Genomic DNA, 22,539 nt, shown 5'->3' with positions numbered 1-22,539 from the left:
GGATGGATATGCCGACGACGGCGCGATGGCCCGGCGGGGCCAGGCGGCGGGCGGCGCCGGTGCTGGCAGCCGCCCTTGGAGCTTTGCTGGCCGGCGGCTGCAGCGTGGACGTGCGGGACCCTGCGGCTCCGCAACCTGCCGCCAGTACGCCGGTGCTGGCAACGCCCACCATTACCCCTGGCCATGACGCTGCTGCGGTGGCCGCGCAGGATCTTCCCTTTGCCGCCGGCGGCAGCCTGGCCCCCGGCAAGCCCATAGGCATCGCGGACGGGCTGAAGGAGGCGCCGGGATGGAAGGCCGCCAGCGGCAACGTGGCCGGCGAAACCCGGTACGTGAAGGGGGACGGTTGCCTTGTGGCGGCCAAGGTGCGCACCAACCAGGCCGCCCTGGTCCGGGGTGACGACAGGGAATCCACCGTTGCACTTTTTGAGTATCTGGACCCGTCCATCCTGCCCGGCTACCTGAAAGCGGAGACCCTGCGGTGGGGCGGGGACCCGGAAGGGCCCGGCAGGACTGTTGAGGTCCTGGCCCTGGAGCAGGCAGCCCAGCCAGCAGGAAGGGCAACTGCAGTGCTGGCCCGGCTGTTCGGCACAGCCGGTTCGTCCGTCTATATCTCCCTTTCGTGCCCCGACGCTGCCGCGCTCGCAGGGGCGAGGGCCGACGTCGCCCGTTTCCTGCCTCTGATCCCGCCATCCGCCTAGCAGCAGGACGGCATCAGCCCGGGAGGGCGGGCCGGTAGAATTGTGGCGTGCCCGTTTACCTCGATCATGCAGCAACCACCCCCCTTGCACCTGAGGCGCTGGCCGCGCTGACCCGTGAACTGGCCCGCACCGGCAACCCGTCATCGCTGCACGGTTCCGGCCGGCGGGCCCGCCGTGCCGTGGAGGATGCCCGGGAGGCTGTTGCTGCCGCCGCTGGGGCCCATCCGTCGGAAGTCATTTTCACGTCGGGTGGCACGGAGTCGGACAACCTGGCCGTAAAGGGGCTGTACTGGTCCCGCGTGGCAGGGATGCCCGCACGGCGCCGCATCCTGTGCTCCGCCGTCGAACACCACGCGGTCCTGGACACGGTGGAATGGCTGGAACGGCACGAAGGCGCGGAGGTCGTATGGCTGCCGGTGGACAGCACCGGAGTGGTGGACCTCGCTGTCCTTGAAAAAGAACTGTCCCGTGAGCCGGACACCATTGCCCTGGTCACTGTCATGTGGGCCAACAACGAGGTAGGCACTGTCCAGCCCATCACCAGGATCGTGGAGCTGGCGCACGCCGCCGGCGTCCCCGTGCACTCGGACGCGGTCCAGGCGTTCGGCTCGCTCCCCGTGGATTTCAAAGCCTCAGGCCTGGACGCCATGTCCATTTCCGGCCACAAGATCGGCGGACCGGTGGGGGTGGGCGCACTCCTGCTGGGGCGGGCAGTGAAACTGACCCCCGTCCAGCACGGCGGAGGCCAGGAACGTGACGTCCGCTCGGGCACCCTGGACACCGCCTCCATCGCAGCCTTCGCAGCTGCCGCGGGGAAGGCCGCAGCCACCTTGGGCGCCGAGTCTGAACGCATCGCGGGCCTGCGCGACAAGCTGATCGACGGTGTCCTGGAACGGATTCCGGAAGCAGTCCTGCGCGGTGCTGCCGGGAACGGCCGGCTCCCCGGCAATGCGCACTTCACCTTCCCCGGGTGCGAGGGGGATTCCCTGCTGTTCCTCCTGGACCTGGCCGGCGTGGAGTCGTCCACCGGTTCGGCCTGCACAGCGGGTGTGCCCCGGCCTTCCCACGTCCTGCTGGCCATGGGCCTGGACGAGGAGACCGCCCGCGGCGCGCAGCGCTTCACCCTGGGCCATGCTTCCGTGGAGGGCGACGTCGACGCCCTCCTGGCCGCACTGCCTGATGCCTACGCACGGGCCCGCCAGGCAGGTATGGCCGGGCATGAGTCCAGCATCCAGACGGCGGGAACCCTGGCCCGCCGGGCCCCCAGCGGCGGCTGAAGGAGCCCCGCCTCACGGAACGTGGGGCAGGGGCCGTAGAATAGATAGGCAAGGATCGTTTCCGGGAGCCTGCCTTCCTGTTACCCAGCGCGTCCGCCAGCCCCGGCCAGAGCCGGACCTTCCCCAACAGAAAGCCATCATGCGAGTTCTAGCAGCCATGAGCGGCGGAGTCGACTCCGCCGTTGCCGCCGCCCGCGCCGTAGAGGCGGGGCATGACGTCGTCGGCGTCCACCTGGCGCTCTCACGCATGCCCGGCACGCTGCGCACCGGAAGCCGCGGCTGCTGCACCATCGAGGACTCCCGCGATGCCTGGCGCGCGTGCGACGTCCTGGGCATCCCGTACTACGTCTGGGATTTCTCCGAACGGTTCAAGGAAGACGTCGTCCAGGACTTCATCGATGAATACGCGGCCGGCCGCACCCCCAACCCCTGCATGCGGTGCAACGAACGGATCAAGTTCGCCGCACTCCTGGAAAAGGCCATCGCCCTGGGGTTTGACGCTGTGTGCACCGGACACTACGCCAAGGTCATCGAGGATGCCGACGGCAACCGCGAGCTCCACCGTGCGGCGGACTGGGCCAAGGACCAGAGCTACGTCCTGGGCGTCCTGACCCACGAGCAACTCAAGCACTCCATGTTCCCGCTGGCCGACACGCCCTCCAAGGCCGAAGTGCGTGCGGAAGCCGAGCGCCGCGGCCTCTCGGTGGCCAACAAGCCGGACAGCCACGATATCTGCTTCATCCCTGACGGTGACACGGCGGGATGGCTGGCCGAAAAAATCGACATGTCCACCGGGGACATCGTGGACGAAACCGGCACGAAGGTGGGCGAGCACCCGGGCGCCAACGCCTTCACCGTGGGCCAGCGCCGCGGTTTGAAGCTGGGCACCCCCGCCGCCGACGGCAAGCCCCGCTTCGTCCTGGAGATCCGGCCCAAGGAAAACAAAGTGGTGGTGGGCCCCGAGGCCCTGCTGGCGATCGACGAGATCCGGGGCATCAAGGTCTCCTGGGCAGGACTGCCCATCAGGGAAGTCGAAACCGGCGAGGAGTTCGACTGCTACGCCCAGGTCCGGGCGCACGGCGACCCCGTCCCCGCGACGGCCCGCATGGAGACGGCCGGGCATTCAACTGGGCAGCTGGTGGTCCGGCTGACAGACCCCCTCCGCGGGGTGGCGCCCGGGCAGACTGTTGTCCTCTACCAGGGCAGCCGGGTGCTGGGCCAGGCGACGATTGACGCTGCCCGCTCGCTTCAGCGCGCCGAGCTCTAATCCATCAGTACAACAACACCGCCCCGGTTCCGCCGGGGCGGTGTTGTTGGTTGTGCCGCCGGTTCCCGGGCGCTGCAGAGCAATCAGGTAAATTTTGTGTCTCAACTCACAAAATGGGCCGGTCTGAGTGTTGACTCTCTGATTGAATCTAGGCATCAGCACCGCGCGCTTCCCGCCTGAGCAAATGCACCCATCAGCGGTCGGCGGGCGCGCACTCATCGAACAGAAAGTTCACAGATGACGAAGAGCAATAAAGCACTGCACGGCGCAATCGCGCTGGCAGGCGTTTCCGCCCTCGCACTGACGGCCTGCACGGGCCCCTCAGGCGGAGGCGGCGGGACCTCGACCGGCGATGCAGGGGGTGGTGCCATCACGTACGGCACCACGGACAAAGTGGTCACCCTGGATCCGGCCGGGTCCTACGACGGCGGATCCTTCATGGTCATGAACCAGATCTATCCCTTCCTGCTCAACTACAAGCCCGGCACCGCCGATGCCGCCCCGGACATCGCCGAGTCGGCTTCCTTCACCAGCCCCACTGAATACACGGTGAAGCTCAAGCCCGGCCTGAAATTCGCCAATGGCAACACGCTGGATTCCTCCGACGTGGTGTTCTCGTTCAACCGGGTCAAATCGATCGATGACCCCAACGGGCCGGCGTCCCTGCTCTCCAACATGGAGAAGATCGAGGCGACGGACGCCAACACCGTGGTGTTCACCCTTGCCGCCGGCAACGACCAGGTGTTCCCGGGCGTCCTCGCTTCCAACCCGGGCCCGATCGTGGACGAGGAAGTCTTCCCGGCAGACAAGATCATGGACGACGACGCCATCGTCGCGGCCAAACCCTTCGCCGGCCAGTACACCATCGAAAGCTACAAGAAGAACGAACTGGTGAGCTTCAAGCCCAACCCGGATTACCAGGGGATGCTGGGTGCTGCGGCCAACGACGGTGCCACCCTCAAGCACTACGCTGACCCGAACAACCTGAAGCTCGACGTCCAGCAGGGCAACATCGACGTCGCCGGGCGGATCCTTACCGCGACCGACGTCGCAGACCTCGAGAGCGACGACAAGGTGAAGGTCCACAAGGGCCCCGGCGGGGAACTGCGCTACATGGTGTTCAACTTCGACACCATGCCGTTCGGTGCGAAGACCCCGGAAGCCGATCCCGCCAAGGCCCTCGCCGTACGCCAGGCCATAGCCCACCTGGTTGACCGCGACGTCATTGCCTCGCAGGTCTTCAAGGACACCTACACCCCGGTCTACTCCTATGTGCCCAAGGAATTCGAAGGCGCAACGGAGCCGCTGAAGAGCCTTTACGGCGACGGCAGCGGCAAGCCGAGCCTGGACAAGGCAAAGCAGGTCCTGGCCGACGCCGGCATCACCTCGGTGGTCGACGTGAAGCTGCAGTACACGGACCGCTACGGCACCTCGGCGGCCGATGAATACGCCCTGGTCAAGGAACAGCTCGAAAAGTCAGGGCTCTTCACCGTGGACCTCAAGTCGACCGAGTGGACCACCTACACCAAGGAACGCCGGGCCGACGCGTACCCCGTGTACCAGCTGGGCTGGTTCCCGGACTATTCGGACGCGGACAACTACCTGACGCCGTTCTTCATCCCGGGCAACTTCCTCGGCAACCATTACGAGAACCCGGCCGTGACGGACATTGTCAAGAAGCAGCTGGTCACCGCGGACAAGGCGGAGCGGAGCGAACTCCTGGGCGAGGCCCAGGAAGCCATCGCCAAGGACCTTTCCACGCTGCCGCTGCTGCAGGGTGCCCAGGTCATGGTGGCCGGAACGGATGTCCAGGGAGTGGAAAAGACCCTCGATGCCTCGTTCAAGACCCGTCTTGGCGTGATGTCCAAGTAGGTCCACCGCACCATCCGGCTCTGACCGCACACGGGGCGGGACACGGTGCACCTGATGCCAGGTGCACGTGTCCCGCCCCGCGTGCTGGTCGGGAAGCGGTGCCGGCCCAACGCGGGCACCGCAAAGACAACCTGAGGTACCCATGACTACATTGATCGACGCGCCACCCACTGACGCGGACGGCCTGCTCCCGGCCGCCAAAAAATCATCCGGCGGCGGACTGGGACAGTACATCCTGGTCCGCTTCCTGCTCATCTTCCCCACCATCTTCATCCTGGTCACCATGGTCTTCTTCCTGATGAGGATCACCGGTGACCCCATCACCGCAGCCATGGGCGGACGCCTGCCGGCGGACCAGCTCCAGGAACGAATCCAGGCCGCCGGCTACGACCGGCCCATCCTGGTCCAATATTTCGAGTACCTCGGCCAGCTGGCCACCGGCAACTTCGGACGGACGCTCACGGACAACCGCGCCGTCGTCGAAATGCTCACCACCTACGGTTCGGCCACCCTTGAGCTGAGCATCAACGCGCTGCTCGTCGCCCTCCTGGTCGGCATTCCCCTGGGCATGGTGGCCGCCCACCGCCGGGACAAGGCACCGGACGCCGTCCTGCGCGTCTTCGCCATTCTTTGCTACGCAACCCCTGTGTTCTTCGCCGGCATGCTGCTGAAGCTGACCTTCTCCGTGTGGCTCGGCTGGCTGCCGGTCGCAGGGCGGGCAAAGACGTCCAGTGAACTTGCCCTGACGTCCCTGGAAGCGCCCACCGGAATCTACTGGCTCGACGCGCTTCGAAGCGGCAACATGGCCGCCCTCGGAGACGTCATGGCCCATGCCGTGCTCCCCGCGGTGGCATTGGGGCTGCTGACAGCCGGCATCTTCCTCCGCCTCGTCCGGACCAACGTCATCGGCACACTCGGCAGGGACTACATTGAGGCAGGCCGGTCCAGGGGTGTCAGCGAATACCGCCTGGTCACCAAGCACGCCTACAAGCCAGCCCTGATACCCATCATCACGGTGATGGGCCTGCAAATAGCAGTGATGCTCGGCGGGGCGGTGCTGACCGAGAAAACCTTCGAGTGGAAGGGGCTGGGATTCCAGCTCGCCAACTACCTCACGGCCCGTGACTTCGTGGCCGTCCAGGGCATCGTGGTGCTGCTCGCCATCATCGTGGCCATGACCAACTTCATCGTGGACATCATCGCCGCGCTGATCGACCCCCGCGTGAGGTACTGACCATGAGCATCCCGGCCGTTCCCGTCCCGATGGAAAGCCCGCGGGCCCCTTGGTACCGCCGCCTTCCGGTGGTCTCGCACTACAACAAAAGCGTCGGCCTCCAGCGCGGCATGCTGGTGGCCGGACTGATCCTCACCGGCCTGTTCGTCCTGACGGCGCTTTTCGCACCGCTGCTGGCACCGTACGGTTTCTCGCAGCTTTCCGACGCCGACGGCAACTTCCCCACGCAGCAGGCCCCCGGAGGCAAACACCTCCTGGGGACGACAGTGGGCGGCTACGACGTCCTGTCCCGGGTCATCTGGGGGGCGCAGACGGCGATCCTGGTGATCGTCGTCGCCGTGACCATGTCAATCGTCATCGGCGTCGTCCTTGGCCTGGTCAGCGGCTACCTCGGCGGGTGGCTTGACCGGATCCTGGTGGTCATCGCCGATGCCGTGTACGCCTTTCCCTCGCTGCTGGTGGCCATTGTCATGGCCATCGTCATCAGCGGCGGACAATCCAGCCTCACCGGCGGCATCTTCGCTGCCGGCACTGCCATCACGCTGGTCTTCATTCCGCAGTATTTCCGGGTCATCAGGGCAGAGACCGTCAGGCTGAAGGCTGAGCCGTTCGTGGAGTCCGCCAAAGTGGTGGGAGCGTCCAACATCCGCATCATGACCCGCCATATCTACCGCAACGCCACCCGGACACTGCCGCTGATCTTTACCCTGAACGCTTCCGAAGCCATCCTCACCCTGGCTGGCCTCGGCTTCCTCGGCTTCGGCATCGAACCCAGTTCCGCGGCGGAGTGGGGCTTCGACCTCAACAAGGCGCTCGCCGACACCACGTCCGGCATCTGGTGGACGGGCCTGTTTCCCGGCCTGGCCATCGTGCTGACCGTGGTGGGCCTGACCCTGGTGGGCGAGAGCATCAACGACCTGAACGATCCGCGCCTCCGCGGCCGCAAGAGCACGGGGAGCAGCTCCCCGGCGCCGGTGGACAGCGCCGGGATCGCAACCGAAGTGAGGGCATCATGACCGTCAACATCGATCCGCTGTCCGGGCGGAACTCCAACGGGGAGCCCGACGACGGCCGTCCCGTTCTGGACATCGACCACCTCCAGGTCACGTTCGCCACTGACGGTGGGCCAGTCCATGCAGTCAAGGACGTCAGCCTGGAGGTCCGGAAGGGGGAGGTACTGGCGATCGTAGGGGAGTCCGGATCCGGCAAGACTGTCACCGCCAAGGCCATTCTGGGCCTTCTTCCCGAAACGGCCAGCAGTTCCGGGGCGGTGGTGATCAACGGGGCCGACGTCATCAGCGTCAGCGCGGCACGGCTGCGCCAGATCCGCGGCCGGGACGTTGCCATGGTGTTCCAGGAACCGTCCACCGCGCTGAACCCTGTGTTCACCGTGGGCTGGCAGATCGCAGAAGGCATCCGGGCCCACGCAGGCAGCGACGGGAAGCGGGTCCCGGCCAAAGAAGCCAAATCCCGGGCCATCGAGGCGCTGCGCAAGGTGGGCATCCCCGATCCGGAACACCGGGTCAACTACTACCCGCACCAGTTCTCCGGCGGCCAAAAGCAGCGCGTGGTCATCGCCGCGGCGCTGGCCCTGAACCCCGGGCTGATTGTCGCCGACGAGCCCACCACTGCCCTGGACGTTACCGTCCAGGCGGAAATCCTGGAACTGCTCCGGGACCTGCGGGACAAGTACGGTACGTCCATTGTGCTCATCACGCACAACATGGGGGTGGTGGCGGACCTCGCTGACCGCGTGGTGGTGATGTACCAGGGGGACGTGGTGGAGGAAGCCCCGTCCCGGACCCTGTTCGCAGAACCGCGGCAGGACTACACCCGGGCCCTCCTGGCGGCGGTTCCCCACCTCGGGCGGAACTCCGCCTCCGAGGGGCTCAGCAGCCGGGCCCACCAGGAGGAGGAGGTCCTGGTGGAGGCCAACAACCTGTCCATCGAGTACCCGGGCAGGCTGGGCACGCCGGCGTTCAAGGCAGTGGACAGGGTCAGCTTCACGCTGTCCAGGGGCGAAGTGTTCGGCCTGGTGGGGGAGTCGGGTTCCGGGAAGACCACCATTGGGCGCGCCATCGCCGGCTTGAACAGGACAACCGGCGGCAGCCTGAAGGTGCTCGGGTACGAGATGCTGAACCTCAAGGAACGCACCTTCAAGCCGCTCCGCAAGGACATCGGTTTTGTGTTCCAGGACCCTGCGGCCTCCTTCAACCCCCAACTGACCATCGGGGACTGCATCGCAGAACCCATGGTCATCCACACAAAGCCAAGCCCGGCGCAGGCGCGCAAACGCGTGGGCGAGCTCCTAGAATCAGTCCAGCTGCCGGCGTCGTACGCAGGACGGTACCCGCACGAACTGTCCGGCGGCCAGCGCCAGCGGGCGTCGCTGGCACGGGCACTCAGCCTGAATCCGCGGCTGCTGATAGCCGATGAGCCAACGTCGGCTTTGGACGTTTCGGTGCAGGCCAAGGTCCTGGAACTGTTCAGGGACATCCAGCAGGAGTTTGGCTTCGCATGCCTGTTCATCAGCCACGACCTCGCGGTGGTGGACACGCTGTCCTCGTGGGTGGGCGTCCTGTACAAGGGCCGGCTGGTGGAGCAGGGGATCGGCAGCCAGGTGATGGGGAACCCACAGCACGATTACACGCGGCGGCTCATCGCGTCACTGCCCGTGCCCGATCCGGATGAACAGGCGAAGCGGAGGGAAGCGCACCGAGCGCTGCTTGGCATCTGAGCGCTAAGCCGCAGGCCGGCGTTGGGACCTTAAGCGCCGGTGCCGGATACCGGCACCGGCGCTTAACACCCGGATGATTCCGGTGCCTGCCCATAGACTTGAACCATGACGCAGCACAACCTTCACACCCCTGACTCCGATGACTACGACCCCTCAGCCAGTTCGCTGGCGGACCAGGTGGACCAGTCGGTGATGGCTGAACTGCTCTCCATCCGTTCGAGCATCGACAACATTGACGCCACCCTGGTTTACCTGCTGGCGGAGCGCTTCAAGGCCACCCAGAAGGTGGGCTTCCTCAAGGCCGCCCACCGGCTGCCCGCCGGGGATCCCGGCCGCGAGGCCGCGCAGATCGCCAGGCTTCGCCGCCTTGCCGAGGACGCCCATCTGGACCCGGCCTTTGCCGAGAAGTTCCTCAACTTCATCATTGGCGAAGTCATCAGGCACCACGAGGCCATCGCCGAAGACCATGAGGCTGCCTCGGGCCAGCACCCGCAGGCATCAGCCCTCGCGTGAGCATGGTTGAAAGGCATGAATCCCGCGCTGGCACTTCGTCGCAGGCGCCGGCTCCGCCCCGTGAAGTAACGGCCACCGCGCTGGGACCGTGGCCGGGCGAAGACCCCGTCGAGGCGGCCAGGATCATCCGGGGCGAACTCGGCAGCCCGCACCTGCCGTTCCTCGCCGAACTGCCGGACCGCGGAGTTGGTTCCGATGCCCTGGGGCGCACGGCCTCCCTCCTTGCGGAGCTGGCCGTTGACGTCCAGCCGTATGGGTGGCGGCTGGTTGACCGTCCCGGCAAGGACTTCCGCCGCGCCGCGTCAGCCCTGGCCACGGACATCAACGTCCTTGCGGACGTGGCCGGTGCCGAGGAGAACCCTGCCACGGAGATCAAGGTCCAGCTGGTAGGGCCGCTGAGCCTGGCGGCGGGGCTCCACCTGCACAACGGCGAGCGGGCACTCCTCGACTACGGCGCCCGGCGGGACCTTGCAGCCTCGCTTGCCGCCGGGGTAGGGGCATACCTCTCCCGGGTGGCGGCCGCCGTGCCGGGCGCGCGCCTGGTAGTCCAGATGGACGAACCGGACATTGCCGCGGTGCTGGCCGGCACCATTCCAACCTCCAGCGGCTACCGTACCCTCCGGGCGGTGCCGGTATCCGAAGCACGCGAATCATGGCGGGTGGTCCTTGACGCCCTGCGGGCCGCGGGTGCCGTCGAAACAGTCATTTCTGTTCCGGAGGTGGAGGCGCCCTTCGAGCAGATCCTGGCTGCCGGGGCGGACGGCATCGCTGTTCCGCTGAAGGCCTTGACCTCGCGGCAGTGGGAGCAGCTGGCTGGAGCAGCGGAATCCGGCGCACGCCTCTGGCTCGGCGCGCTGGAGGCAGGCGGCGGGCCGCTGCCCAAGGTCGCTGAATCAGCGGAGGCAGTGTGGCGGCCCTGGCGGCAGCTGGGGCTGCCGGCAGACACCCTGGCTTCCATCCGGGTCACACCCTCGGCCGGGCTTGCCGGCGGCTCGCCATCGCAGGCCACCGCCGTGCTGGGCAGGCTCACCCAGCTTGCTGACGGGCTAAACCAGCTCGCCCAGGGCTAGCCGGCGCGGCTTCCGCCACGGGTGTCAGACCCGGTTCTCCCAGCGGTCCGGCTGCGCGTAGCGCGGCAGGAAGCTGTGGGCTGAACTGCCGCCGGTGTAGGGGCGCAGCCGGTAGTCGAAGCTGCCGGCGTAGACCAGGACCAGCCCGATCTGGGGCTGGATGACCTTCACCTGGATCCGGTGTTTCCCGGCGGGTCCTTCTGCCGGGTCCCACCACTGTTCGGCGTAGGCCTTGGCGTCCAGGGCGGCCGGAAGCGGAATGCGCAGGGGGCCCAGGAGGAGCCGTGATGCTTCCGATACGCCCCGCAGCCTGCCCTCCGCCGTGACGCTCAGGTTCAGGTCGGTGACCAGCCGCCGGTACCGGCCCACGTAATCCACCAGCTGGGGCGCTCCGTCCCGGCGGGTGGCGCTTGTGGTGTCCTGGAAAATGCGGGTGCGCCCCGGGAACCGGATCTCACGGCGCGCCGTAAGGCTGGAGCGGCCAAAGGGGTCCTGGTGGGCGTGGTTTTCGATGCGGAACGGAATATTTTCGCCGTACTCGGGAAAGAACGCTTCCTCCCCGCTGGTGAGCCGCAGCAAAGGCCGTAGCCACTCCTGCCGGCAGCCCACGACGTCGAACGTTCCTTCACCGACGCCGTACCGGCCCGAGCCGGGCACCAGGGAAAAGTAGTCCTGCAGCTCGGGCTGCAGGCGCGAAAAGTCCGCGCCGAGGGCCTGCTGGTAGATGGGAATGTTCATGGGAACCTCCTGCTGGGAATGTGGCTGGAACAAGGTGCTGTGGTTTCACAATGTACCGGCAGCCTTGAGCCTGATGTACATGTCCGCCAGCCGGGGCGGCAGCTGGTGGGGTTCGGCATCCACCACTGACACGCCGTGCCGCCGGAGCTCTGCGCTGATCGCCGCACGCTGCAGGAGCGCCCGTTCTGCCGCTGCGGCCCGGAAGACACCGGTGGCGTCGTCGCGTTCCCCAAGCATGGTTCCCAGCTGCGGGTCCCGGACCGCCGCAACCACCACCACATGCTGCCGGGCCAGCTGGGCCGCAACGGGAAGCAGGCCTTCCTCGGGTGCGCCGCCGTCCAGCGACGTGAGCAGCACAACGAGGGACCGGTGCGCGGACACGGCGCGGACCTGCGCCGGGACGGCCGGCCAGTCCATCTCGATGAGGTCGGGCTCAAGCGGTGCCATGGCCTGGACCATCTGTCCCAGGAGGTTCCCCTGCCCGGCGGACCCTGCCCGGGCGCGTGTCCGGCGGTCAAAGGCGAGGAAATCCACCCGGTCCCCGCCCCGCTCCGCGAGGACGCCCAGCAGGAGCGCCGCTTCCATGCCCGTATCCAGGCGGGTTTCGTCGTCGATCCTTGCTGCGGACGTCCTCGAGGTATCAAGAACCATGACCACACGGCGGTCGCGTTCCGGCCGCCACGTGCGTACCACCACCGCGGACCGGCGTGCCGTGGCCCGCCAGTCAATCGACCGGACGTCGTCGCCGCGGACGTAGTCCCGCAGGGAATCGAACTCGGTGCCCGCCCCGCGGATCTGTGCCGCGGCCTTGCCGTCGAGCTCGCGCAGTTTCCGCAGCTTGGACGGCAGGTGCCGGCGGGAGTGGAAAGGAGGCAGCACCCGCAGCGACCCGGGGCAATCGATGGTCCGCTGGCGCGCAGCCAGCAGCAGGGGGCCGAAAGACCGGAGTGTGACGTGCGGTGCCCGCAGGTCTCCGCGCCGGACGGGCCGCAGCCGGACGGTGACGCGCCTGCCCTCGCCGGCCGGAACCTCAACGTCCTGGACCGGATTCTCCGCTCCGGCCGAGGGTTGCCAGGCATCGCGCAGGACTCCGCGGAGCCGGCGGCCGCCGTCGTTCCGGACTTTCAGCCCGGCGTCCACGGCCGCATGCAGCGTAACGTTTCCGGGCTCCGTGCGCTGGACGCTGACCGTCCGCAGCGGAGCCGCTGCCAGAAGGTCGACGGCGGCAAGAACCGTCAGCAGCCCGGCTACCAACAGCACCGTTCCCCAGCCGGGCAGCACCAGGACCGGCACCACACCCAGCAGAACCAGGAGCACGAAACGGCCGGAGATGGCCATCAGCGGGGCACGGGAACGGAAGCCAGGATGCTGCCCAGCACGTCATCCACCCGGACCCCGTCCATCTGGGCTTCCGGCTGGAGCGCCACGCGGTGCCGCAGGCAGGGGAGGGCGAGGGCCTTGACATCGTCCGGGGTGACAAAGCTCCGGCCTGACAGCCAGGCCCAGGACCTGGACGTGTTCAGCAGGGCAGTGGCCCCACGGGGCGAGACTCCCAGCAGGAAGGACGGGGCAGAGCGGGTGGCCCGCACCAGGTCCACGATGTAAGCGATGATTTCCGGCTCCACCGCCACCGAAGCCACCGCCTGCCGGGCTTTGGCCAGGTCTGCCGCGCCCGCTACTGCGCGGACCCCGGCCGCTGTGAGGTCCCGCGGATCAAAGCCGGCAGCATGGCGCCGGATGACCTCCATTTCATCCTGGCGTTCGGGCAGCGGCATGGTCAGCTTGAGGAGGAAGCGGTCCAGCTGTGCTTCGGGCAGGGGATAAGTGCCTTCGTACTCCACCGGGTTCTGGGTGGCAGCCACGAGGAAAGGTGCGGGCAGTGGACGGGACACCCCGTCCACTGAAACCTGCCGTTCCTCCATGGCCTCGAGCAGGGATGCCTGCGTCTTGGGCGGCGTGCGGTTGATCTCGTCCGCCAGCAGGATGTTGGTGAATACCGGCCCTTCGCGGAACGTGAATTCTGAGGTGTGCGAGTCGTAGACCAGGGATCCCGTCACGTCACCGGGCATGAGGTCCGGCGTGAACTGCACGCGCTTTGTGTCCAGGCTCAGGGCTGCGGACAACGCACGAACAAGCAGGGTTTTTGCGACGCCCGGGACGCCCTCAAGCAGCACGTGCCCCTGGGAGAGGAGCGCAATCAGCAGCCCTGTGACGGTGGCGTCCTGCCCCACCACGGCCTTGGCTACCTCGTGCCGCACGTCCAAAAGGGCCTGCCGGGCGGAATCGTGGTCCATGTGGTCCAGGACCCGGGGGCTGCTGCCTTGCTCGCTCATCGGCTCTTGACTTCTTTCTCTAGGGTGTCCAGCTCGCGCGACCAGGCCACAAGCCTCGCCTCGGTGCCGGGACGTTCATTAACGAGTTCGCGGATATCCCGGGCCGGCCTGCCGAGGTGCTGCGCGGCTGCTTCGATGACCTGGCCGGCAGTGGCCTCTGGCCCGGTCCGCAGATGCCCGGAAAGCCGCACCAGGGTACCGGCCCGGAGGTTGTCCCGCGCCTGGTCCACGGCGCGGGAGTCTTGATAAAGCCGTGCCCGGCCCTCGGCCGTCTCCGCTGCCTTGACCACAACCGGCAAAGGCTCAAACACCAGCGGGCCAAGGCGCCTGCCACGCCAGGCTATTGCCGCCAGGGCAACCAGGACGAGCCAGGGGCCAAGGAAGCGCACCCAGTCGGGGGCCAGCTCATCCAGGCTTTCGGGCCGGCCCTCGGTTTCCAGGTCTTCAAGGGTTGGGATGTACCAGACAAGGTCCGGGGACGGGCCCAGGGTCCGGATGGCCAGCGCGGCATGCCCAAGCCGGTCCAGCTCTCCGTTACTGAAGACGGCGGTGCTGCCGACGACGATGAGCCGGCCGTCGCTGCTGGCGGCAACGAGTCCGGCGTCGGAACCGTCCGGCCGGTAGCAGGACGTCCCGCCGTCGTACAGGAAGCCGGACTCCCCGGAAACCGTACCTGCGGCTTGCGGGTCAGTCAGGCTGCACCCGGGCTCCAGCACCGGAGAGGCGTCCGGCACAACTCCGGCCTGCCGGATGCCGGCATCGAGGCCGTCGAGGGTCTGCAGCCTCGGGGATACCACCACCATCCTCTGCGCGGACGCCGCCAGGTTGAGGAGACGGGGCCCGTCCAGGAAGCCGTTCCTGTCGTAGAGCAGCAGGGTGGGGGAGGAACCCGCCTGCAGCGCTGCCATGGCTGCTTCGTAGCTTCCTGCATCCTGGACCGCAACGCCGTGCCTTCCCAGGATCTGCGTGACGGCGCGGGCACCCGCGGGACCGGCGTTGTGCACCGACAACGGAACGGCGTCGCCTTTGGGACTGAGCTGAGCCCAGAGGACAAGTCCCAGCGCGGCAGCCACCACTGCGCTGAATACCGCAATTGCACGGTGCCGTCGGAGCCACCCTGTCCTGCGGAGGGGAGCCGGCTCCGCGTCGGGGCTTTCATGAAGTGTGGAAGCCGGAGTTGCGCCGGTCATGGCAGGGCCGCCGGATGCGATGCCCCGTGGTCCTGGTGGCTTCCGTCCCGGTGGCTTTCCTGCTGGTGGTCCGGGCTGCGGATGGGCTTGAGGGCTTCGAGCGCGTCGTCCAGGCCGGCCATCGCCCGGTAGTCTGCCCCGTCCGCCGCCCTGTTTCCATAGCGGATGGCGTCGAAGGTGCCTGCCGCCCAGCCCAGGCGCTGGGCTTCGGCGCTGAAGGGAAGAGCCAGGTCCCGGGCTACTTCATCGGCCGTCCGCCCCGGCTGGGGGTCCAGGATGGTGCGGTCTTCGGCAGAGCGGACCAGGGCCCGGAAACGGTCCACGACGGCGTCTGCCCACCTTCCATTCGCTGCGGAATTTTCAGCGCGCCGCCGGTAGTCGCCCGCTGCCAGGACGCTTTCGGTACCGAACACCTCGTTAGCCTGCCGCGCCTTGTGGTTCAGGCGGGGCCTGGCAATGATCACCGCGGCCACGACGATCACTGCGATCACCACTCCAATGACGGGGCTTGGCACCGTGCTGGACGGATCGGGCGACCCGTCCAGGGACGAAAGCCAATCCAGGAAGTCCTCCCAAAGCGTCTCCACCCAAGGCGGGGCGGCGTCACGGTATTCAGGTTGCGAAAGCTCCTCTGCTGCCCAGCGTCGGGCTTCCTCGGCGCCGGGCAGCACCGGCGGTTCAGCGGCCATCCGGCCATGCCTTTGGCGCAGGCCCGGGGCCGGGGTTCCAGCCACCGGCGTACCCTCCGGTCCGGGCGGTTCCCTGGCTACGGCCCGGGATGCCGTCCGGATCCGCGCCGGACTCCATCATGCGGAGCAGCGCGATATCCAGTCCGTCCTTCCGCATCCGGAGATCCATGTAGATCAGCGCCATGACGGACGTCTGGAAGGCGTAACCCAACGCTCCTGCAAGTGCACCGAGGATGGCGGTGACGATTCCGACGCCGACGGCAATGGCTACGTCCTGCCCGGCACCACCGTGGGGTGAGAGGAAGCCCGCCATCAGCGGAGGCACAAGGCTCACCGGGATCATGACCACCTGGCTGATGACGCCCACCATGATGCCCACCACCAGGGTGATTCCAAGGATCCGCCACCAGTTGGCCCGGGTCAGTTCCCAGGACCGGCGCAGGGCGGCCAGGGCGCCCAGTTCTTCAATGACGACGGCGGCCGGGGCCACCAGAAGTTTGATGTAGATCCAAACGAACAGGGCAACAAAGCCGAGGAACATGGGGATGAGCAGCAGGATGCCTATCCGCTCCATGCTGGCTATCAGTGCGACGGTTGCCGCTGCCGGGATGAGGATGCCAAGCAGGCCGGCAACCATCAGCAGTGCCGCCAGCCGCATCAGTGCTCCCACCCGCGGCCTGGCCAGGGCCCACATCTGGCGGAAACCGGTGGGGCGGTTCAGGATGGACCGCGCCACCGGCACCACCATGGCGCCCTGCAGGACTGAGGCCAGGAAGATGGTCAGGACAGCAACCAGCATGATGGCGGCAACGAAGCCCAGGCCGAGCGATGTGAGGTCGGCGGGGCTGGCGCTTTCCGCCCAGGCCTCGATGGAGCCCACCGATGTGGCTGTGGCGGCCGTAAGGACAGCCGTCAGGATGGCGGCAAGGGACTGGGCCAGGAGGGAAGCACCCAGCATGGCTTTTGCATTCCGCCTGATCGTTTGGAAGGAACCGTCCATGATCTCGCCGAACATCAGGGGGCGCAGGGCGACGATGCCCGGCTTGGGCGGAGCCACATACCGTGGCTGGCCGTAGGGGGAGCCCCCATGGGGATAGCCGGCGGGATAGCCGGCGTTGGGAGGTTGCGCCCGCGGCGGGCCTGGGTATGCCGGACCGGGCTGGCCCCACGATTGCTGCCACGCCGGCGGCCCCCAGGGGTGCTGCTGATCCGGCGGTGGACCCCAGGGTTGCTGCTGATCCGCTGGCGCGCCCCAGGGTTGCTGCCGATCCGGCGGTGGCCCCCAGGGTTGCTGCCCTCCCGGAGGCGGGTGCTGCTCCGGAGCCTGCCGCCATGCAGGCAGGCCGGGGTCGCGGGGCTCCTCCGCGTCCGAATCCTTTGGTGACACCATGTTCCTTCCCCCATGCAGTCCGCCGTCGGCCTGGCGCCGCTTCCGCAACTCCCGCATGTCGCTCTGAACGTCCGGCGTGGCACCAGCCTATAGTTCCGGCGTCGGGCATCCTAGCGCCCGCCATGCCGGAGGGCGCTGAACAGGACAAAGCCATCCTGATAAGGGAATATATAACTATGAAGGCACGCATTCTGGTGGTAGATGATGATGAAGCGCTGGCCGAAATGATTGGAATTGTCCTTCGCAACGACGGCTTTGAGCCGGTCTTTTGCGCGGACGGCGCCCAGGCGCTCGATGTTTTCCGGTCATCGCGGCCGGACCTTGTTCTGCTGGACCTCATGCTTCCGGGCGTGGACGGCATAGAGGTCTGCCGGCAGATCCGGGGAGAGTCGGATGTGCCCATTGTCATGCTCACCGCCAAATCGGACACGTCCGACGTCGTTCGGGGACTTGAGTCCGGTGCCGACGACTACGTGCCCAAGCCTTTCAAGCCTGCTGAACTGGTGGCGCGCGTGCGGGCCCGGCTCCGCCCGGGCGACCAGAAGGCTCCGGAAACCCTGCGCATTGCCGACATCACCATCGACGTTGCCGGGCACACCGTGAGCCGGGGCAACGACCGGATTTCGCTGACGCCCCTGGAGTTCGACCTCCTGGTGGCCCTGGCCCGGAAACCGTGGCAGGTGTTTACCCGCGAACTGCTGCTTGAGCAGGTCTGGGGCTACCGCCATGCTGCCGACACGCGCCTCGTGAACGTCCATGTTCAGCGCCTCCGGTCCAAGATCGAACAGGATCCGGAAGCCCCGGAAGTCGTATTGACGGTGCGTGGTGTCGGCTACAAAGCAGGGGCCTGAACCCGCGGCGCAGGACAGTGCTCCGGGTACGGGCGCGCCCGCTTCCGGGGGGAGTTCCTCTTCGGGGCATCACGGCGGGGCGGGCCTGCCTCCAGGGCCCGAGCACACCGACGCCGTCACTGCCCGCCTCCGGCGCCTGACGTTCCGCTCCCACCTCTGGCAGCGGCGAGCCCTGATCGTCAGCCTGCGGGTCGCGCGGCTGGTCAGGACGGGATTCCGGCGATTCCTGCCGGCGCTCCGATTCATCGGCCGGTCCCTTCACCGGCGGTGGCGCCGGTCACTGCAGTTCCGGACAGTCCTCACCACGCTCCTCCTTGCCGTCACCTCGTTCGCGGTTGTGGGCGCCTACCTGTCCAACCAGATCGCCAACAACCTCTTCCAGGAGCGTCTGGCGCAGGCTGAGTCGGAGACCAGCTACCACGTCAAGCAGGTGCAGGACACGTTCGACGGCGCGCAGGTCACCGACCAGGCCAGTGTTATCACCCTTGTATACGACACCCTCAACGCGGTGGAAGGACGCGGCTCGGTCATCCAGCGCAGGTACGTTTTTGAGGCCATGCCGGAGCAGACCAAGCCCAGGAACCGCTGGGTCGAATCCCGGGCCTCGGACCAGCTGACTGTGAGCGTCATCCCGCCCGAACTGCGCAAGGCCGTGCAGGAGTCGGGTAAGGACCAGTACTGGGCCTCCACCGTCATTCCGGTGGGCACCGAGGACCGCCCCGGCATTGCAGTGGGGAACAAGGTGACCTTTAACGGCACCGTCTATGAGCTCTACCTCATCTACGACCTCAACTCCGCACAACAGACCCTGGATGAGATCCAGAGCGTCCTCTGGGCCGGCGGCGCGGTGCTTGTCCTGCTGATCGGCGCCGTTGCCTGGTACGTCACCCGCAACGTGGTCAGCCCCGTCAGCCATGCCGCCATGGTGTCCGAGAAACTCGCCGCCGGCCAGCTGCAGGAACGGATGGTGGTCCGGGGCGAAGACGAAGTTGCGCGTCTGGGGGCATCCTTCAACCACATGGCAGCCAGCCTCCAGGAGCAGATCACCCAGCTGGCGACCCTCTCGCAGATGCAGCAGCGATTCGTCTCCGACGTCTCCCACGAACTGCGCACGCCGTTGACCACGGTGCGGATGGCAGCGGAAGTCCTGTACGACGCGCGGCACGACTTCGATCCCATCAATAAGCGCTCCGCCGAGCTGCTCTACAACCAGGTTGAACGCTTCCAGTCACTCTTGTCGGACCTGCTCGAAATCTCCCGCTTCGACGCCGGCGTGGCAGTGCTCGACGCCGAGGCGGAGGACATCCTGCAGGTGGTCACCCATGCCATCGAGGGCGCAGCACCGGTAGCTGCGGAATACGGTTCGGAGATCGTCCTCAGGGCGCCGGAGGGTGCCATCATCGTGGAGATGGACGCCCGGCGCATCGACAGGATCATGCGGAACCTGATCCTTAATGCGGTGGAGCACGGCGAAGGGAAGCCGGTCACTGTCACAGTTGGAGCCAGCCAGACCGCCGTCGGAATCGCCGTCCGTGACCATGGGATCGGAATGGCGCCCGCAGAGGCGGCGCGCGTCTTCGACCGTTTCTGGCGGGCCGACCCCGCACGTGCCCGAACAACCGGCGGAAGCGGCCTGGGCCTGTCCATCGCCATGGAGGACACCAAGCTGCACAACGGCTGGCTCCAGGCCTGGGGCAAGAAAGGCAGCGGGGCGAACTTCCGGCTGACTCTGCCCCTGCGCCAGGGGGAAGACATCGACAAATCGCCGGTCCAGCTTGAGCCGGAGGACATTGTGATGCCTGGAGAACAGGGGAACGGCAACATGCTGGTCCTGGGAACACGCGCCCCGGCCGGAACAGGGCCTGCCCCCGAGGAGGGAACATGACAAGCTGCGCCAGCCGCCGGGCACAACTGTCTGCCTCCCTGCTGGTCCTCCTGCTCGTCCTGATGGCGGGCTGCGCCAGGATTCCCACGTCCGGGCCGGTGGGCAAAAGCAGTGAGGGCAGCGCGGGCAACCTCAGCGCGCCGGTGTTCCTGCCGGCGGCGCCGCAGCCGGGCGCCTCGCCAGAGACCATCATCGATTACTTCTACCGGGCCGGAAGCGGCTACGAAGACGATTACGCCGTGGCCCGCCAGTACCTGACGCAGGCCTCCTCCGTGTCCTGGAAACCGGACCAGCGTGCCCTCGTGTACCGGGAGGCGCGGGTGGTGGCGACCGCCACCGAGAACGTCTACAACTACGAGCTTGACGTCGCCTACACGGTGGACGCAGACGGCATTGCCACTCAGTCGCCGCAGGGAACGATTGAAAACATCCCAGTGACCGTCACCCAGGTGGAAGGTGAATGGAGGATCTCCGACATTCCGGACGGCACCGCCATCGCGGAGGAAACCTTCAAGGTCATCTACGGTGCCTACCCGATCTATTTCTACGACCCCTCCTTTACGTTCGCCGTCCCGGACGTCCGCTGGTTCATCAAGAACAAGACCGTCAAAGCGATGACCAGTGCATTGCTGGCGGGGCCGGCACCCTACCTGCGCGGCGCCGTCGCAAGCGCCTTTCCTTCCGGCATCAAGCTGGCCCGTGAGTCGGTCCCGGTCGTTTCCGGCGCGGCGCAGGTGGACCTCACTGCAAAAGAGCTGATGGAAACGTCGCCGGAGGACAGGCTGCGGATGCAGATGCAGCTGACGTTGACTTTCCGCAGCCAGCCCGACGTCGTCAATGTCGAACTGCGGGCAAACCAGGACCTCGTGCGGGTGGAAGACGACGGATCCGTGCTTCCGCCTGTGCAGGACAAGAACGTGCCCTCTCGCCAGATAGCCATCAGCGGCAACGAGCTGGTGCGGTATGAAAACAACAGGGTTTCGCCGCTGCCCGACATGCAGCCCGTCTCCTCCCTCAACCCCAGGCTTCCCGCGGAATCTCCCGTGTCCCAGACTGCGGCCTTCCTCAATGACAGCCGCACCACCCTGTACAGCATCAGCCCCGGGCAACCGGCCCGGGCGCTCACCACGAGGAGCACCCTGAGCAGGCCGTCCTTCGGGCTTAATGAATGGGTCTGGTCGGCCGGGCCCGGAGCAACGGGGGGCACCGAAGTGGTGGCTTACCGCCCGGAGGGTATTGCCGAGGGCGCCACCGTGCCCTCCGTCACCCTGACGCCGGCCTGGCTGGCCGGGCGGACCGTCAAAGAGTTCAGGATTTCCAGGGAAGGGGTCCGGGCGCTGGTGATTTCGGAGCAGAACGGAAAGACCCGGGTGCAGGTGACCGGCATAATCCGCGGCGGCGACGGTACACCCCGTGAGCTGACACCGCCCATCACTTTGGCAACCGGCAGCGAGCCCGACCAGGGCGCCTGGGTCTCCGACACAACCATCGCGGTCATGAAGGGGTCGGCGGCATCAAACGTAACGCCGGAGTTGCTGTCACTGGCCTCCGGGCAGCCGCAACAGCTGGCGCCCTGGCCAGGCCTCGTCGCCTTGAGCGCGGGGAACGGTCCTGAGGACATCTATGCCCAGTCAGCTGAGGGCGTCTTCCAGCGACTGGGGAACGGCTGGTCACCGCAGATTAAGGGGCCTACCGATCCATCCTTTCCAGGCTGACCACCATCTGCGTGGAGCGGCGCGGGGCCCCGCAGGACCGGGCCTTGTCCACATAACGCAGGTAGGTGCTGTCCCGGAGCCGCCGGCCGGAGGACAGTCAAGGAATGGCCACCAGAGCAGGACTGCGTGACAGCGCCGGGACACCCTTGCGGCTGGACCCTGACCTGGCCCCGCCGCCCGGATACAGCGCCAGGCACCGTGCGGAGCACGGCAGCAGGGTCCTGCGCTCCCTGGACCAGCTGGCGGGCGCGGCGGCTGACCTGCTTTCCCTGGCAGTTCCCGTGGACTGCGTCTGCTGCGGTGCTGAAGACCGGGCGCTCTGCATCCGGTGCGACCGCAACATCCGGCGGCTCACCGCGAACCCGTTCCGTGCGGAGAGCGCAGCCCCGGCGCTTATGGACGTGGCGGGGACGGTGCTGCTTCCCGTGGTTGCCGCCGGCGTCTACCGCGAAGAACTTGCCCAGGCGCTGCTCTCCTTCAAAAGGCATGGCCAGCACCAGCTCAAGGGAAGCCTGGGGCGCGCGCTGGGCGGCGCGGTCCGTGCCGCTGCGGAAGGTGCAGGAGAATTCTTCCTGGTCCCTGTCCCTACCGGCGCCGCGGCGTACCTGAACCGGGGGTTCAGCCCTGTTCATTTGCTCCTGGGCGGCACGCCAGGACAGCTGCCGGGGCTGGGTGTTGCAGATGTCCTCACCAAAACACGCGGGCCGGGCCTGCTGCTGTCCGGCGGGCAGAAAGGCCTTGGCCGTGGTGCCCGGGCAAAGCGGGTGCGCGGCTCCATGCGGGTCCGCCGACGGGCCCGGAACAAGGTCGCCGGATACCCCTGCGTCATCGTCGACGACGTCCTGACCACCGGGGCTACGCTGGCTGAAGCAGCCCGGGCCCTTCATGCGGCCGGGGCGCAGGTGGCGGGCGCCGTCGTCCTCGCGGCGACACGCCCGCCGGACGCCGATGGCTACGCCGCAGCGGCCGCGCAGACCCGCGGAACCTGCCATGACTTAGAAAAAAATAAACCGGGAAAGGATGAATAACGGGTGCCTATGAACTAACGTCGGTGGTGGGTACCAAGAACAGAATGTA

General features: G+C 67.2%; 19 protein-coding genes. 13 read left to right on the top strand and 6 right to left on the bottom strand.

Going from position 1 to position 22,539, the window contains the following annotated elements; all coding sequences use genetic code 11:
• Positions 1-8: 8 nt before the first annotated feature.
• From ABRP28_RS08255 to ABRP28_RS08215, 9 genes are all read left to right on the top strand, one after another.
• Entirely contained in the window at positions 9-701 is a 693-nt protein-coding gene (locus ABRP28_RS08255; RefSeq protein WP_350001808.1) for a hypothetical protein, read from the top strand.
• 47 nt (positions 702-748) lie between these two features.
• Complete coding sequence (locus ABRP28_RS08250) at positions 749-1,978, top strand: cysteine desulfurase family protein (RefSeq protein WP_350001806.1); 1,230 nt, start codon at positions 749-751, stop codon at positions 1,976-1,978.
• Positions 1,979-2,117: 139 nt separating this feature from the next.
• Positions 2,118-3,245 carry a tRNA 2-thiouridine(34) synthase MnmA gene (gene mnmA, locus ABRP28_RS08245; RefSeq protein WP_350001804.1) on the top strand — a complete coding sequence of 376 codons (1,128 nt, stop codon included), beginning with the start codon at positions 2,118-2,120 and terminating at the stop codon, positions 3,243-3,245.
• 237 nt (positions 3,246-3,482) lie between these two features.
• Positions 3,483-5,117 (top strand): ABC transporter substrate-binding protein, encoded by a 1,635-nt coding sequence (locus ABRP28_RS08240; RefSeq protein ID WP_350001803.1) that lies wholly within the window; start codon positions 3,483-3,485, stop codon positions 5,115-5,117.
• A 142-nt stretch (positions 5,118-5,259) separates the two neighbouring features.
• Positions 5,260-6,351 carry an ABC transporter permease gene (locus ABRP28_RS08235; protein WP_190609954.1) on the top strand — a complete coding sequence of 364 codons (1,092 nt, stop codon included), beginning with the start codon at positions 5,260-5,262 and terminating at the stop codon, positions 6,349-6,351.
• Positions 6,352-6,353: 2 nt separating this feature from the next.
• Positions 6,354-7,367: an ABC transporter permease gene (locus ABRP28_RS08230; RefSeq protein ID WP_350001801.1), complete on the top strand. Its 1,014-nt coding sequence runs from the start codon at positions 6,354-6,356 to the stop codon at positions 7,365-7,367.
• Positions 7,364-9,088 carry an ABC transporter ATP-binding protein gene (locus ABRP28_RS08225; protein WP_350001799.1) on the top strand — a complete coding sequence of 575 codons (1,725 nt, stop codon included), beginning with the start codon at positions 7,364-7,366 and terminating at the stop codon, positions 9,086-9,088. The genes ABRP28_RS08230 and ABRP28_RS08225 overlap by 4 nt, the downstream gene beginning before the upstream one ends.
• A 105-nt stretch (positions 9,089-9,193) precedes the next feature.
• Positions 9,194-9,601, top strand: coding sequence for a chorismate mutase (locus tag ABRP28_RS08220; RefSeq protein ID WP_231455704.1), 408 nt, complete (start codon positions 9,194-9,196; stop codon positions 9,599-9,601).
• 2 nt (positions 9,602-9,603) lie between these two features.
• Positions 9,604-10,671 (top strand): hypothetical protein, encoded by a 1,068-nt coding sequence (locus ABRP28_RS08215; RefSeq protein ID WP_350002130.1) that lies wholly within the window; start codon positions 9,604-9,606, stop codon positions 10,669-10,671.
• A gap of 24 nt (positions 10,672-10,695) precedes the next feature.
• Here the strand turns inward: ABRP28_RS08215 and ABRP28_RS08210 are convergent, their stop codons facing one another.
• Genes ABRP28_RS08210 through ABRP28_RS08185 form a run of 6 tightly spaced genes read right to left on the bottom strand, consistent with a single transcriptional unit; the run spans position 10,696 to position 16,678 of the window.
• Positions 10,696-11,409, bottom strand: a complete 714-nt coding sequence (locus ABRP28_RS08210) for a DUF4166 domain-containing protein (RefSeq protein ID WP_231455702.1) — start codon at positions 11,407-11,409, stop codon at positions 10,696-10,698.
• Positions 11,410-11,454: 45 nt separating this feature from the next.
• Positions 11,455-12,747 carry a DUF58 domain-containing protein gene (locus ABRP28_RS08205; RefSeq protein WP_350001798.1) on the bottom strand — a complete coding sequence of 431 codons (1,293 nt, stop codon included), beginning with the start codon at positions 12,745-12,747 and terminating at the stop codon, positions 11,455-11,457.
• Positions 12,747-13,742 carry a MoxR family ATPase gene (locus ABRP28_RS08200; protein ID WP_350001796.1) on the bottom strand — a complete coding sequence of 332 codons (996 nt, stop codon included), beginning with the start codon at positions 13,740-13,742 and terminating at the stop codon, positions 12,747-12,749. The genes ABRP28_RS08205 and ABRP28_RS08200 overlap by 1 nt, the downstream gene beginning before the upstream one ends.
• Positions 13,739-14,932 carry a DUF4350 domain-containing protein gene (locus ABRP28_RS08195; RefSeq protein WP_350001795.1) on the bottom strand — a complete coding sequence of 398 codons (1,194 nt, stop codon included), beginning with the start codon at positions 14,930-14,932 and terminating at the stop codon, positions 13,739-13,741. Before ABRP28_RS08195 ends, ABRP28_RS08200 begins: the two co-directional genes overlap by 4 nt.
• The gene (locus ABRP28_RS08190; protein WP_350001793.1) at positions 14,929-15,621 is read right to left on the bottom strand and encodes a DUF4129 domain-containing protein; all 693 of its coding nucleotides are present in this window, start codon (positions 15,619-15,621) and stop codon (positions 14,929-14,931) included. The genes ABRP28_RS08195 and ABRP28_RS08190 overlap by 4 nt, the downstream gene beginning before the upstream one ends.
• On the bottom strand, positions 15,611-16,678 hold the full coding sequence (locus ABRP28_RS08185; protein WP_350001791.1) for a hypothetical protein: 1,068 nt from the start codon (positions 16,676-16,678) through the stop codon (positions 15,611-15,613). Before ABRP28_RS08185 ends, ABRP28_RS08190 begins: the two co-directional genes overlap by 11 nt.
• A gap of 509 nt (positions 16,679-17,187) precedes the next feature.
• Between ABRP28_RS08185 and mtrA the strand changes: the two genes are divergently transcribed.
• From mtrA to ABRP28_RS08165, 4 genes are all read left to right on the top strand, one after another.
• Positions 17,188-17,862, top strand: a complete 675-nt coding sequence (gene mtrA / locus ABRP28_RS08180) for an MtrAB system response regulator MtrA (RefSeq protein WP_350001790.1) — start codon at positions 17,188-17,190, stop codon at positions 17,860-17,862.
• 136 nt (positions 17,863-17,998) lie between these two features.
• Positions 17,999-19,747, top strand: coding sequence for an MtrAB system histidine kinase MtrB (gene mtrB, locus ABRP28_RS08175; RefSeq protein ID WP_374152971.1), 1,749 nt, complete (start codon positions 17,999-18,001; stop codon positions 19,745-19,747).
• Positions 19,744-21,462 carry an LpqB family beta-propeller domain-containing protein gene (locus tag ABRP28_RS08170; protein WP_350001786.1) on the top strand — a complete coding sequence of 573 codons (1,719 nt, stop codon included), beginning with the start codon at positions 19,744-19,746 and terminating at the stop codon, positions 21,460-21,462. Before mtrB ends, ABRP28_RS08170 begins: the two co-directional genes overlap by 4 nt.
• Before the next feature lie 104 nt (positions 21,463-21,566).
• The gene (locus tag ABRP28_RS08165; protein WP_350001784.1) at positions 21,567-22,490 is read left to right on the top strand and encodes a phosphoribosyltransferase family protein; all 924 of its coding nucleotides are present in this window, start codon (positions 21,567-21,569) and stop codon (positions 22,488-22,490) included.
• The last annotated feature ends 49 nt before the right edge of the window (positions 22,491-22,539 follow it).

The organism is Pseudarthrobacter sp. WHRI 8279, from assembly GCF_040224115.2.
Taxonomy (GTDB): domain Bacteria; phylum Actinomycetota; class Actinomycetes; order Actinomycetales; family Micrococcaceae; genus Arthrobacter.
This window is presented reverse-complemented; position numbering and strand designations above follow the sequence as displayed.

Excerpts from the sequence above, each read along its gene's own strand:
- ABRP28_RS08200 (WP_350001796.1), bottom strand. The coding sequence starts at position 13,742 with ATGAGCGAGCAAGGCAGCAGCCCCCGGGTCCTGGACCACATGGACCAC.
- ABRP28_RS08230 (WP_350001801.1), top strand. The coding sequence starts at position 6,354 with ATGAGCATCCCGGCCGTTCCCGTCCCGATGGAAAGCCCGCGGGCCCCT.
- ABRP28_RS08170 (WP_350001786.1), top strand. The coding sequence starts at position 19,744 with ATGACAAGCTGCGCCAGCCGCCGGGCACAACTGTCTGCCTCCCTGCTG.
- ABRP28_RS08225 (WP_350001799.1), top strand. The coding sequence starts at position 7,364 with ATGACCGTCAACATCGATCCGCTGTCCGGGCGGAACTCCAACGGGGAG.
- ABRP28_RS08190 (WP_350001793.1), bottom strand. The coding sequence starts at position 15,621 with ATGGCCGCTGAACCGCCGGTGCTGCCCGGCGCCGAGGAAGCCCGACGC.
- ABRP28_RS08240 (WP_350001803.1), top strand. The coding sequence starts at position 3,483 with ATGACGAAGAGCAATAAAGCACTGCACGGCGCAATCGCGCTGGCAGGC.
- ABRP28_RS08210 (WP_231455702.1), bottom strand. The coding sequence starts at position 11,409 with ATGAACATTCCCATCTACCAGCAGGCCCTCGGCGCGGACTTTTCGCGC.
- mtrA (WP_350001790.1), top strand. The coding sequence starts at position 17,188 with ATGAAGGCACGCATTCTGGTGGTAGATGATGATGAAGCGCTGGCCGAA.
- mnmA (WP_350001804.1), top strand. The coding sequence starts at position 2,118 with ATGCGAGTTCTAGCAGCCATGAGCGGCGGAGTCGACTCCGCCGTTGCC.
- ABRP28_RS08195 (WP_350001795.1), bottom strand. The coding sequence starts at position 14,932 with ATGACCGGCGCAACTCCGGCTTCCACACTTCATGAAAGCCCCGACGCG.
- ABRP28_RS08235 (WP_190609954.1), top strand. The coding sequence starts at position 5,260 with ATGACTACATTGATCGACGCGCCACCCACTGACGCGGACGGCCTGCTC.
- ABRP28_RS08205 (WP_350001798.1), bottom strand. The coding sequence starts at position 12,747 with ATGGCCATCTCCGGCCGTTTCGTGCTCCTGGTTCTGCTGGGTGTGGTG.
- ABRP28_RS08165 (WP_350001784.1), top strand. The coding sequence starts at position 21,567 with ATGGCCACCAGAGCAGGACTGCGTGACAGCGCCGGGACACCCTTGCGG.
- ABRP28_RS08215 (WP_350002130.1), top strand. The coding sequence starts at position 9,604 with ATGGTTGAAAGGCATGAATCCCGCGCTGGCACTTCGTCGCAGGCGCCG.
- ABRP28_RS08255 (WP_350001808.1), top strand. The coding sequence starts at position 9 with ATGCCGACGACGGCGCGATGGCCCGGCGGGGCCAGGCGGCGGGCGGCG.
- ABRP28_RS08220 (WP_231455704.1), top strand. The coding sequence starts at position 9,194 with ATGACGCAGCACAACCTTCACACCCCTGACTCCGATGACTACGACCCC.